The 12,010-nt window shown below is 68.9% G+C and carries 12 protein-coding genes; 4 read left to right on the top strand and 8 right to left on the bottom strand.

Features of this window, described 5'->3' with window-relative positions:
* Window positions 1–115 precede the first annotated feature (115 nt).
* The 5 genes from ACIQU4_RS40995 to ACIQU4_RS40975 form a co-directional block, all read right to left on the bottom strand.
* Window positions 116–526: a DUF6153 family protein gene (locus ACIQU4_RS40995; protein ID WP_403742602.1), complete on the bottom strand. Its 411-nt coding sequence runs from the start codon at window positions 524–526 to the stop codon at window positions 116–118.
* 278 nt (window positions 527–804) lie between these two features.
* Window positions 805–1,203: a hypothetical protein gene (locus ACIQU4_RS40990; protein ID WP_403742600.1), complete on the bottom strand. Its 399-nt coding sequence runs from the start codon at window positions 1,201–1,203 to the stop codon at window positions 805–807.
* On the bottom strand, window positions 1,200–1,496 hold the full coding sequence (locus ACIQU4_RS40985; protein ID WP_403742598.1) for a hypothetical protein: 297 nt from the start codon (window positions 1,494–1,496) through the stop codon (window positions 1,200–1,202). Before ACIQU4_RS40985 ends, ACIQU4_RS40990 begins: the two co-directional genes overlap by 4 nt.
* A 5-nt stretch (window positions 1,497–1,501) precedes the next feature.
* Complete coding sequence (locus tag ACIQU4_RS40980) at window positions 1,502–4,429, bottom strand: hypothetical protein (RefSeq protein WP_403742595.1); 2,928 nt, start codon at window positions 4,427–4,429, stop codon at window positions 1,502–1,504.
* Between the two features lie 159 nt (window positions 4,430–4,588).
* Complete coding sequence (locus ACIQU4_RS40975) at window positions 4,589–4,819, bottom strand: hypothetical protein (protein WP_403742592.1); 231 nt, start codon at window positions 4,817–4,819, stop codon at window positions 4,589–4,591.
* Here ACIQU4_RS40975 and ACIQU4_RS40970 point away from each other — a divergent pair.
* Window positions 4,818–6,065, top strand: a complete 1,248-nt coding sequence (locus tag ACIQU4_RS40970) for a hypothetical protein (protein ID WP_403742590.1) — start codon at window positions 4,818–4,820, stop codon at window positions 6,063–6,065. The two genes, ACIQU4_RS40975 and ACIQU4_RS40970, sit on opposite strands and share 2 nt — an antisense overlap.
* Before the next feature lie 57 nt (window positions 6,066–6,122).
* On the opposite strand, the gene ACIQU4_RS40965 is transcribed toward ACIQU4_RS40970, so the two are convergent.
* Window positions 6,123–6,931, bottom strand: a protein-coding gene (locus tag ACIQU4_RS40965) for an IS5 family transposase (RefSeq protein ID WP_403742587.1) whose coding sequence is annotated in 2 segments (ribosomal slippage) — window positions 6,123–6,611 and window positions 6,614–6,931 — 807 coding nt in all. Because the reading frame shifts where the segments join, the coding sequence is not laid out codon by codon here.
* A gap of 211 nt (window positions 6,932–7,142) precedes the next feature.
* On the opposite strand from ACIQU4_RS40965, the gene ACIQU4_RS40960 reads away from it, so the two are divergent.
* Window positions 7,143–7,649, top strand: coding sequence for a hypothetical protein (locus ACIQU4_RS40960; RefSeq protein WP_403742584.1), 507 nt, complete (start codon window positions 7,143–7,145; stop codon window positions 7,647–7,649).
* A gap of 718 nt (window positions 7,650–8,367) precedes the next feature.
* Here the strand turns inward: ACIQU4_RS40960 and ACIQU4_RS40955 are convergent.
* Together ACIQU4_RS40955 and ACIQU4_RS40950 are read right to left on the bottom strand one after the other, a co-directional pair.
* Entirely contained in the window at window positions 8,368–8,943 is a 576-nt protein-coding gene (locus ACIQU4_RS40955) for a dihydrofolate reductase family protein (RefSeq protein WP_403742581.1), read from the bottom strand.
* A 38-nt stretch (window positions 8,944–8,981) separates the two neighbouring features.
* On the bottom strand, window positions 8,982–9,575 hold the full coding sequence (locus ACIQU4_RS40950) for a TetR/AcrR family transcriptional regulator (protein WP_403742674.1): 594 nt from the start codon (window positions 9,573–9,575) through the stop codon (window positions 8,982–8,984).
* Window positions 9,576–10,654: 1,079 nt separating this feature from the next.
* Between ACIQU4_RS40950 and ACIQU4_RS40945 the strand changes: the two genes are divergently transcribed.
* Window positions 10,655–11,275: a hypothetical protein gene (locus ACIQU4_RS40945; protein WP_403742578.1), complete on the top strand. Its 621-nt coding sequence runs from the start codon at window positions 10,655–10,657 to the stop codon at window positions 11,273–11,275.
* Between the two features lie 355 nt (window positions 11,276–11,630).
* On the top strand, window positions 11,631–11,843 hold the full coding sequence (locus tag ACIQU4_RS40940; protein WP_403742576.1) for a hypothetical protein: 213 nt from the start codon (window positions 11,631–11,633) through the stop codon (window positions 11,841–11,843).
* The last annotated feature ends 167 nt before the right edge of the window (window positions 11,844–12,010 follow it).

Genomic DNA, 12,010 nt, shown 5'->3' with positions numbered 1-12,010 from the left:
GACTCCTTGATGCGCAGCCCTGAAATGGGCATGCGCCGAGACGGAAGAGGTCAGAGCGGAGCGCGGCACTACTTCACCCGGCAGGGCGGGGTAAGGGGGTGCCGTGCGGGCCGCTCTATATCCGCAGGAGTTGCAGCTCGGCCAGGTCGGGCGGGGCCCGCCCGCTCTCCGGAGCCCCGGCCGCGCTGGCCGGCAGCGCCACAACCGCAGGCGTGACGCCAAGGGCAGAAGCCAGCGCGGGCGGCGCGTATGAGACGCCGACGCCGGCCGCCGCACACACCGCATCCGCGTGATTGGCATGACCGGTTCCGCCGGCGGTGTGAGAACAGTCCCCGGCCGCAGCGTGGCCGGCCCCGTCCGGGGACATCACCATGACGTGCGAGGCGGCACTCGCCGACGCCTTCGCAGACACCGGCCCAGGGCCCAGGCCGTGCATCGCCAGCACACCGGCCAGCACCGCCAGCACCAGCAGCACAAGACCGCGCCCGGTAGGGCGGCGGCTCGGCGACTGGACGGCGGCGGTCATGCGGTCATCCTACGAGTCGGCCACTGGGGGCCGCTTCTTCAACCGCCAGGGCTTCTCACAAACGGGGGGGCGCTGTCCCACACTGCTCGTGACGTGGGCGGCGTGCTCGACGGTCCTGACCCCAACGGGCCGCCTCATCCCGCGCTCGGCGCTGCCCGAGGAGCGGACCTCCGCCTTCGCCGCCCAGTTCTCCCTCTCGCCCGCCTGCTGGCTGCTGACGTACGTCCAGCCCCGAAACGGCTTGCTCCGGAAGACGCCAGTAATGGAGCGCGACACCGTTAGGGCCGAGAGCTGGGTCGAGAGCCCTGGGCGTGTAGGGGGATGATGCGGGCGTCCGTGCGGAGGGCGTCGTTTTCGAGGGTGAGTCGGCGGATGGCCTCTTCGTACAGGTGCAGGGTCTGGCGCAGGTCGGCGTTCTCCTGTCGCAGGCGCCTCAGGTTGTCCAGGACCCGTTCGCCGGTGGCCGGAGACGGGCCTTCCTGCTGGCGGGCGGGCGTTGCGCGGGGTTGGTAGTAGCTGGTGATCAGGTCCTGGTGGTGGCGATAGAAGGTGGCGTGGGTGACGCCGAGGCGTCGCTCGACCGCGGTGACCGTGGCGCGGCGGCCGACGGCAGCTTCGGTGAGGACGGCGTTCATGGCGCTGCGGACGCTGTCGGCGTCCGGGATCGGGGGTTTCACGCTGGCTCCGGGGCGTGTCGGGTCAGGAAGTCGCTCGTGTCCTGGCGCTGCTGCTGGAGGCGGTGGCGGATGTAGGGGGCGAGGCGGTCGCCTTGGGCCAGAGCGCTGTCGAGGTCGGCGACGTGCCGGGCGTGGGCGTCGCGGTTGTCCGGGGTGAGGGCGGTGTTGCGGCAGGCGAGCGGCCGGCAGTCCCCGAGCTCTGGTTGTTCGGACGTGTCGGCGGGAGGTCGGCACACGGCGCGGTCGGGATTGTAGACGCAGGTGACAAAGGTGCCGGGGTCGTGGCGTTTCATGATCCTTAGTAGGCGGGCTTGATCGGTGACGACCTGGCCCTCGAAGAGGGCGTGGCGGGCGAACGCGGCCAGGCGCTGTTCGGCTTCCGCGCCGGCGGGCCGGTGAGCCGGGGCCGGTCGGGGTCGGTGGCGCTGTCGGCGAGGAGCTGGCCTCGGGTGAGGGCTTCTTCCGCTTCGACCTCGGCGCGGAACCCCGAGTCGCTGGTTCCGGCGTAGCCCTCGAACATCTGGATCCGTTGGTGGCGGAACTGCAGGGCGCCGGCGATGGCACCCGCGGGGTGGCGGGCGATGAACCAGGCCAGGGTGCGGCGGAACTGCCGTGTGGTCAGGTGCGGTGGTCGGCCGTTCACATCGGGGATCCGGTCGGTGCGGCCGGTCGTGGCGCAGTAGTCGTTGACCCATACGGTGAAGGCGGCCAGCTTGGTGACGGTGGTGGTGCTACCAGCGACCCGGCCTGCGGCGGGGAGCCGGGAGACGGTGAGGGCACGGCCGCCGGCCGGGGTGAACAGGAAGGCCTGGGTGTCGGGCTGTAGACGTTCGAGGACAGCCACCGCGCGGGCGACAGGGGCGGTCACGATCCACCTCGCCGTCACGCCGCGGGGGTCGGCCTCGCCCTTGAAGGCGAGACTCGTCAGCTCGTGCCGGTAGACCTTGCCGCCCGGGTCCTGGAGGGCGGTGCCGCATCCGCGCTTGAGGTGCTTGATCTCGGAGTCGCGCATGCCGGAGAGGTAGGCGATCACGACCCAGCAGGCCGTCTGGAGCAGGGAAAGATGGCGGGGGACGTCGTAGTACGAGAACTCCGCGAGCCACGGGCGGCCGTCCAGCCGACCCCGGACCCGATGATCGAGGTAGCTGTCCTCGGCAATGCCCAGGTCGACGGCGGCCTCCTCGATCAGCCGCGCGGCGGCCGTGCTCTTCTCCAGTCCACGGCCGCAGCCCATCAGACGGCCCAGATGCGTGATGTTGGCCGTCGCGGGGATCCTCTGTCCACCGCGTCCCCTGGGTGTGGCGGGCAGAGGGGTACCCCGCTCACGGAACTCGGCCAGCAGGCGGGCCAGGGCGGGCAGCGGATCCAGGCAAGGCGCCGGCCGCGCATCGAGGGCGGCCCGGACGGTGCGGACGCCGAGCACGTCGTCGGCGAAGTCGTCCACCCAGCGCAGGGCCCACGTCAGCAGCGGCCCCATAACCTGCTCAGGGATCCGCTCAGTGAGGTTCTCCCCGCCTCGGTGGGTCTGGGTGCGGGCCCACGCCTGCCAGTCCGGAATCCGGACCGGATCGCACACCAGCCGCTGGGAAACTGGCAACCGGGTGCGGTAGGCCCACAGCATCCGCACCGCCCGCCGGTGGCGCCTAGTAGACCCCGGAACCTGCCGCAGGCCCCCCACCTCGTGGTGGTAAGCGGCGAGGTCCTGCGCCGTGAGTTCGGCCAGCGACTCGGCGCGAGGCTGGGCCCAGAGGAAGAACCGACGCGTGCAGCTGAAGTAGCTGTGGATGCTGGCGATCGTGATGGGCCTCTCGCCCGGCGGCGTGTCCTGGGTGAGCAGCGCGTAGAACAGGTGCTTCGCCACCGTCACGTGCGCGGCGGGGAGCCCGGCGAATTTGAGGCTGGTCGGCCGGCGGTCCGCGCGCAGCAAGGCGGAGTCCAGGATCCACACGTCGTCGGCGAAGACCGAGGTCTCCTCCGGCACGGCGTCCTCGCGCAGCGGACGTTCGGCCAGCACGAGTGCCTTCGCCGGTACCGGCTGCCAGGCCACGACGGCGGAGGTCAGAGTGGTCATGGCATCTCCTGGGGGCCGTCGAGGAGGTCGAGCGGCAGCACGGGCGGCGTTCGCATGCTGGGCCGCAGTGAACCTGGGCAAGATCCCGGCGGTGATGATCTGCCACGTCCGGCCGTGACGGCGCACCCACTGCTCGGCGTCTCGCCGTTCCAGGTCGGCCCGCAGCATGTCCGCCAGGGCGAGAAGAGTCGGCAGGTGCCGCTCCAGCACCATCGCGTTCGGGCAGTCCAGGCAGGCCAGGAACGACTCGCGGCAGCGCCCTCCATGAACGGGGTGGTGGTCGATGTCCAGGCACGAGGCGGCCAAGGTGTCCAGCTCGCCGGCGCCAGCCCTCAGCTGGTCCGCCTCGGACCCTTCGCGTCGGGACGGCGCGACGACAGCGAGGGTCTGGTCGTGGGCGTCAGTGATCGCCTCGGTAAGGATCTCGGCCGCCCACTCCCTGACGAAGGGGTCCTTGCGCAGGTAGCGCATCCGCGTCAGCCTCAGGTTCAACGGCCGGCCGTCATCGCCCAGCAGCCCGTGGCGCAAAGCCCACCGGCCGAGGTGCAGTTTGCGGGCAAGCTCGGCGTCGAAGGGGCCGACGTGTCCGCCGGTCGCGGCGTTGGTGGTCCGGCCGCTTCCGTTGCCCGCCCAGATCGACCACAGGCTCGCCGTCTTCGACAGGGCACGGCTGCGGGCCATCATCTCGTGCAGCAGCAGGTAGAAGCCGCCCACCGTCCGCAGCCGGCGGGCCGGATCCGCATCGGTGCTCCAGTGCACGGTCGTCCGGGAGTTGGCCTTGCCCCGCCGGCGCTTCGTCAGCGTCACCACTACCGCCCGGTCCTCCAGGATCCGGTGTGCGGCGGGCAGCTCCTTGAGCGTCTCGGGATTGCGGCCGCGCAGCCCCGCCGCGTAGATCATCAGCGGGGCCAGATCGGTGTCCACGACTAACAGCTGGCGCGCCTGTTCCGTAGCGGCCGCGGCGTACTGGCCGATGCCCAGCCCCCGGTAGTCCACCTCCGGTCGTCCGGTCCGCGCCAGCTCCACCAGCGTCCGACGGCGTTCCCGCTCCTGGCCATCCAGGGAATCCGGGCTGTCGAGGTACCGGTCGAGCAGCGCCTCGCCGGCGGCGAGCCGGTCGCGGATCGCGACCACATCCGTGCGGGCCGCGGCCATCACGGCAGCGAAGGTGATGGTTCAGGCGCGGGTCATCCAGCAGAGGGATGCAGGCGGTGACGGCCGCTTCACGCACGTGCGGGTCGTGGTCGTCGAGGAAGGGTGCGACTGCGGAGTAGGGGTGAAGAACGCTGTCACCGATCCTGCTGGCCTATTCGGTCACGCGGCGATGGAGAGGTCGAGGCGGACGAGGTGGCTGACGCGAGTGCGGTCGAGCGGGTGGCCGTTCCACCAGTCGTCGAGGCGGATGAGGTTGAGCGTGACCGCCGCGTACGCGTGTTCCAGATGAGTCTTCTGCAGGCCGCCCGCCGCGCCATACCGCCCACGTGCGATCGCAATCAGGCGATCACAAGAGGGCAGACGGGACAGGCCCTTACGATTGGCAGTCATGACATGGAAGCGGCACGCCCGGAACGTCGAGCAGTTTCTCCAATGTGCTCTCGACGCTCTCAGGGGTGATCTGGATGGGATTCTGGATGCGGAGCAGATCCTGGCTACAGCCCTGCAGGACCCGGCCGATGAGCAGGGGATCGTCTCGTGGGTGATCACATTCGGTTGGGCGGAACGCGCGGTCGACGGGGCCGACGGTAGCTCCCCCATGATCCGGCTGACTCCGCTAGGAGTGGCCAGGGCTCAAGAGTTGCGGGACCACCCTCATTCCCGGGCCGATCGTGAAACGTACCTGCACTACGTCCTGCCTCGCTGGGCATATCAGAGCGCACGCTCGGGGGACTGGGCCAGTCTTCAGACGTTCGCCGCGTGCGACCAGTGGTGGTTCCGCGGCGCCGCGATGACCTGGGGCGAAGTGGATGCCGCTGTCAGCTATCTCGAAGACAAAGGCATCCTGAAGGTCCAACGGGCTCCGGGAGTCAATGCCACGCATATTGCACCGACCGCCGCGGGAATCGATTTCGTGCTCTCCAAAAAGATGCTGAGGACCTTCATGACCAACCAGCGACCGGATTTCCGGGCCGATCGTGAAACGTACCTGCACAACGTCCTGCCTCGCTGGGCATATCAGAGCGCACGCTCGGGGGACTGGGCCAGTCTTCAGACGTTCGCCGCGTGCGACCAGTGGTGGTTCCGCGGCGCCGCGATGACCTGGGGCGAAGTGGATGCCGCTGTCAGCTATCTCGAAGACAAAGGCATCCTGAAGGTCCAACGGGCTCCGGGAGCCAATGCCACGCATATTGCACCGACCGCCGAGGGCATCGACTTCGTGCTCTCCAAAAAGATGCTGAGGACCTTCATGACCAACCAGCGACCGGCGACCCAGAGGGTTACCAACTACTACGGCAACAACAGCAATTACGTACACGGGGATGCCCCCGGCTCCAACCTGGCCACCGGAGGCGGCAACACCCAGACCGTAAACCAAGGCATTGACGCTCAAGGTCTCGCTGCGCTCGTTGCCCAGCTCCGGGCGATTGCACCGAACCTCGGGCTCTCCCCTCAGGACGCTGAGGACTTCAACCAGGACATTGACGAACTGGAGCGGGATGGAGCCGATCCGCAGAGCGGGGGGAGGATCTTCCGGAGGCTTCTCCGAATGGTGCCGCCCGAGCTGGTTGCAGCGGGCACGGACCAGGGCCTCGCAGCCACCATCGCGTTCGGTACCTCCCTCTTCGGCGGCTGACCGAAGGAAATACAACATTCCGCGTGTCCCATCATGCGCTAAGAGCTCGTAACGCGATCATGAGTTGGGCTTGTTGAGGCGTCGCCAGCAGATGAGGCTGCAGGCGAGGGAGACGAAGGCGTCGTGGAGTTCGGTGCGGCGTTCCCATCGGACGGCGAGTCGTTTGAACTGGTGGAGCAGGGCGAAGGTCTGCTCGAAGACGTAGCGGAGCTTGCCCATGCCCTTGATGTTCGGGGCACCTCTGCGGGAGATGATGGGCAGAATCCGGCGTTTACGCAGCTCTTCCCGGTTGGGGTTGGAGTCGTATCCCTTGTCTCCCAGCAGGGCGTCCGGGGATCTGCGGGGACGGCCGGGGCGGCCTGCCACTGGCGGGATGCCGTCGACCAGGGTGAGGGTCTGGGTGACGTCGTTGACGTTCGCCGCGGTCGTGATGACTTTCAGCGGGGTGCCGCGTCCGTCGCAGATCAGGTGGTGTTTGCTGCCCGTCTTCCTCCGGTCGACCGGCGACAGACCGGTGTCGGCTCCCCCTTTTTCGCCCGGATGTGGGAGCCGTCCACGCACGCCCTCGACCAGTCGAGCCGACCGGCCGTGTTCAGCTCGGAGAGCAGGATCCGGTGCAGCTGGTCGAAGACCCCGGCCTGCTGCCAACGCTCCAGGCGGCGCCAGCAGGTCTGCCCCGAGCCGAAGCCCAGCTCAGGTGGCAGGAGTTGCCAGGCAATGTCGTTGCAGAGCACGTAGAGGATGCCCTGCAGACACAACCGGTCAGCCACCGGCCGCGGCCCCGGTGACCTCGTCGGCCAGGGCGGCAGCAGCGGCTCGATATGTGCCCACAAGTCGTCGTCCACGATCCACGGCCGAGTACTCACACCATCCCGAACGGCCGAATCGTCACACCAGTCACGGCTGACCAGGACATCTCATCAAGATCCTGTTACGAGCTCTAACGACAATCAGCCGCGGCGTCGCAAGTTGCCGCTGGTGGGCGTGAACTCCGTCTGAGGGGCCGAGGCAGCCCTGTCGCTCATGGTGCGGGTGCCCGGGTTCTCCCCACCGCTGCCGACCGGTACGCTCCCGCCCGTGAACGATCTTCGGGTGGGAGCGTCCGTAGTTGCGGGCGGACTGGTCTTCGGCACACTCACCGTCATGGGTGGCTGGTGGTCCCTCAACGGCGGGATCTACGGCTGCACCGCCGCGGACGCGGCACTGCAGGAGCCGATGGCCGCCCAGGTCCGGACGCTCGGCACCCCGCAAGGAGCACAGGCCGACGACGGGTCTTACTCCGGCTGCGACGACGACGACCGCTTCGCGTACTTCGGCCGGGGGTACACCGAGCCCGCCCGCCGAGCGGACGTCGCCGCCTACTACAGGGCGGCCGCCGCCCGCAACGGCTGGCTGCCGGCACCGCCCGAGCCGGACGAGCCCGCCTGGCGCCACGACCCTGCCGGCGAACGGATCGGCCTCTGCTTCACCAAGCAGATCGACGGCGCCACCTCCCATCTCGCCGTGTCCTGGGCATCCGACGGGGAGCACGGCTACACGGTGGAGGCCAGGGCGAGCCGGAGCGGCGGCTCCTGGTGTCCGTGAGCCCGGCCCCGGGCGACGGCGGTGGTTTGCCCGCCGGGTGTCCGCCCACCTCATGCCGAACAGCCAGGACCGTGCTCGAAAGGCCGTCGATCGGCTTTTTCCTACCGGGCGAACCGACCGACTGACGGCTGTCTCGGACCAGTGAAACTGCGCAGTGCCCAACCAACCTGCGCAACCGGACCCGAAGCTAGGAACTCCGCGGGTCAGACGACTGGCGCGCGCCGTACTCTGCGCAGATTGAGTGAGCCAGCACAGCCGCCAGCCCGCTCAGCCAACCTGCACAACCCCAGGTCACAAGCGTGACGACTGCTCACTTTCACTGACCGGCGACACAAACGACTGCAGCGCCTCGGCGCGGAGGCCGAAGCTCACGCGCAGTGCTCACCCAACCTGGCCTGAACCACCCTCAGGATCCCTTTGACTTGCGGATTTCTCAGGACTTTTCAGTGACGCCGATCACTGACGACAGGTGACGCAACCACCTCCAGGATGTCGCGTCCCGCCAACACTCCCCGCCGCGACCGCAACCACCTGCCACCGCAGCCGATCCGTGGGAATCCGCACCACCCTGTCCAGCAAGAACAGGACACCAGCGTGGTTGGCTCGGCCGACCTTCTGGGCGCGGCCGCGGAGGCGTCGCCCTCAGGGCAGACCCGGGCGACGTCGGTGACGCGGCGGGCGCCGTGGACTGGGCGGCGCAGATACTCGGCCGGCTCGCTCAACTCGCCGTTGACTCCGGCTGGTCATCGACGGTGTAGATGCTCTGGACGAACCCGGCGCCGAGCGCGCGGGTCTCCCGGTGCGCGAGGTCGATGTCGCGGTCCAGGCGGCCGAACAGGGGGAAGCCTGCGCCCAGGAGGACCGGGGCGGTGGTGATGATGAGTTCGTCGAGGATGCCTTCGCGCAGGAATGTCTGGACTATCTGTCCGCCGTCCACATAAACGTTCTTCGCGCCCTCAGTGGCCAGACCTTCCAAGAGTGCGTCCAGGCTGCGGTAGACGGTGACGTTCGCGTCATCCGTCGTCAGCTGGGTGCTCAGTACGGCCACGCGCTTGCCTTCGTAGGGCCAGAAGCCGAAGGTGAGGATCTTCTCGTAGGTGTTGCGGCCCATCACCAGCGTGTCGATGCCGGCCATGAACGCCTCGTACCCCATGTCGCCGGCCCGCGCGCCGCGCTCATTGAGCCAGTCGATGTCACCGTCCGGGCGGGCGATGAACCCGTCCAGGCTCGTGCCGATGTAGACCAGGGTACGGAAAGCACGCTCAGGGGCTTCGGGAGTGGAGGAGGTAGTCATGATGGTCTGGCTCCTTGCCGGAGAAAGGGAAACGCAGGTCACGGGGCGGGGCAATGGGGGGCGAGAACGGCGTCCAGGGCGGCCCGCTGCCGCTCGGCGAGGGAGCCCCGTCGGTCGACCGCCCAGAGCAGAGCGACCCCCAACGTCGCGGCCTGCACCGTCGCGGCCAGGGCAGTGGTGTCCGTGTCCGGCGCCAGTTCGCGCGCGTCCTTGGCGTGATCCAGCAACTCTCCGATCCAGTGGGACTGCGCCTGCTGGGAGACGAGGGCGCAGTCACGGAACTGCGTGTCCTCCAGATCCGCGCACAGGAACGCGAGATGGTTGGCGAACGCCGCGGGGCTGGCGGCGGCCGCCCAGGTCTCGACGACCAGTGCCGCGAGCGCAGCCAGCGGCGAGTCATGTTCGGCGCGTACACCCTCGTACAACGCGCATGCATCCTTCGCCGTGTGCTCAGCCAGCGCCAGCAGCAGACCGCGCTTGGAACCGAACCGCTGCACCAACGTGCCCGGCACCAACCCGACCTCCCGCGCCAGCAGGGCCAGTGTCAGCTTTGCCGGGCCCGTCCGGCCCATGACGCCCACCGCCGCCCGCAAGATCGTCGCGTCATCGATACCCCTTGGACGCCCTGCCACCACCCACACCCCTGATTAATAAATGTCTGTTCATTTATTAAAGCGGGGCGGCGCACGCACGGCAAGCCATTGGCGGTCCGTCGGCGTCCGGAACATGGGTGCCGGCGAACGCGTCCACGAGGCGTTCGAGCCCCGTCACGGAAGGCCTGATGGGCTTCGGAGAGCCCTGAAGCGGACACAGTTCCCCCGCAAGGCATCCGCCGGGACAGCGTGGTGAGGCAATCAGCGGTCCCAAGGGACCGCTTCGAGGACCCGGCCCGCCTTGCCTCGGTCAGACTCGGCTTCCGTCATCGTGCTCCCTACCCTGCGGGCCCCGCGAACGACGGCGTTGAGCGCCCCCGTCCACGGCCCTTGCCGTGCTGCTCGAACGCTACGGCGTCCACGGAGGCAACAGCCTCTGAGGCTGCACCAACGCGCGTTGGGCGGACCGGTGGTACTGCCCCCGAAGGTCCCGGCGCCGGGCCTCACCCGCGCACGCCAATTCGCGCGGCAGTGAAACCGCACAGCCTCAACGCGGAGGCCTGAGCTCGCGCAGGCCATAGTCCGGTGGCAGCCATCCCTTCTTCCGCCTGTCGATGGTCTTTCGAGTGTGCGGAGGCGGGTACGGGCAGCCCTGCATCAGATCGGGTTCAGTCCTGGCCCACAAGAGCCCGTAATGGGCGGTACACACAGGCCAGATGGTCTTCACAGGCTCCTTCACGCTCGGAGTCGGCCCACACCGGCCCCGGCGCAGCTTGGGACGCAGCGTCTGGGGCGGGCGCAGCCTGCACTCCTCAGCGAAGGCCGTCAGGGACGGTAGTCCCCCGCAACCCAGCGGATCGCTGAAAAGTGGGCCCGCTCGGCGGGGCCTTCCACCGTGGGCACGCCTGCCCGCAGGGTCGGGGAGTGGAGCAGCTGTCCGGCGAGCCACACCAGGAGGTGGTGGCATTCTTCGAACAGCTGCGCTCCAGGAGTACGACCAGCGCACCCCGTGCCACCACCGAATGGGCCACTCGCGTCGCGGACCGGCTCGGTTCGGCTTCGCATGGAGGGGAGCCGCGCGCCACCGCCGCGGGAGCCCCCCTCCGACAGGACGAGCCATGCAAACCTGGTACGTGCGCACCACCTACGCCACCGGCGACCCGGCCAAGCTCGAGGGTGTGCTCGACGCGCTCCGCAGCGAGGCGCCCGGACTGCTCATCCAGAACCCCGGCTACCACCGCTTCGGGCTGTTCGCGGACGGGGAGATCGGCAAGATCCTCATGGGCTCGTGGTGGGAGAGCGAGAGCGCCCGGGCGGAGAGCGATACGCGGCTGCGCGAGCGCCGTCTCGAGCTGCTGGCGCCCTTCGCAGACACCGTGACCGTCGACGACTGGGAGGCCGTGTCGTACACGCCCGCGCCCAAGGTGGCGCCGGGCATGTGGATGCGGACCGGGTACGTGGAGTTCGACCCGTCCGACGCGCCCGCGTACCGGCAGACGTTCGAGGAGCTAGGCCGTCCCCAGCTGGAGGCCCTGGACGGTGCGGTCAGCGCGACGCTCTTCCTGAACGCAGCGGCGGGGCGCGCGCACGTCGGCGCGCTGTTCCGCGACAAGGCCGCGCTAGTCGCGACGCGGGGGCCACAGTCGGCGATCCGCGGCGCGTCCCTCAAGAAGCTGAACGCCAGGTTGCTGAGCCTGGAGGAGTTCGAGCTGATCATGGCGCACCGACCGCAGGGGTAAGGAGCGCCGTCGATGGCCCATCTGGCCAACTGCACGCTCGCTTGCTTACTTCGGCACCTAGCCTAGGCCCCGGCGACCTACTCGAATTCCTACGGCGGGCTGGCCTGGACCCTGACGACGTCCACCTGGACGACGCGCTGCTGATCGAGTGGCGCGGCGGCGGGCCGGCCGTCTGGAGCCCCGACCCCAGGGAGTCCTGAAGTACCTGTCTCTCAACCGCTGTCCACCTCCGACATCCACCAGAATGACGACTCAGCAGTTACTCCTGACCAGAGTGGCCGTTGATCCGTGATGCGAGCGCTGCTCATCGCACGGTCGAAGCCGACCAGCTAGGAACACGGATGAGGGATGGCAAATGTTGAGGAACCTCGGTCGGGCTGGATCGATCGGCGCAGTGGCCGTCTTGGCCATCATGACTTCGAGCGCAGTGGCCAGCGCAGATTCGACGCCGAACGCAGCTGCGGTGTCAGCTGCACCGAGTGGAGCTTCAGACCAGATCGACCTGTTTCACTTTGCTCTGATTCAGGAGAAGCTTCTGTACAACCTGAAGCGCACGATCTTCGGCTAGACGTAGGCCCTCGGCATCGGTAAAGAGCAGCAGTGCGGGGCGCCCCCCCCGCGCGGGGGGGGGGCGCCCCCCCGGGGGGGGGGGGGCGCCGCCCATGGCGCCCGAACGGGGGCCCAGGCCCCCCCGTGAAACGCCCGGACGAACGGGGGCCCCGGCGCGCCCCCGGG

The sequence above is a fragment of the Streptomyces sp. NPDC090741 genome (assembly GCF_044769045.1).
Classification (GTDB): Bacteria; Actinomycetota; Actinomycetes; order Streptomycetales; family Streptomycetaceae; genus Streptomyces.
The sequence above is the reverse complement of the archived record's forward strand: the minus strand, read 5'-3'. Positions and strand labels throughout refer to the sequence as shown.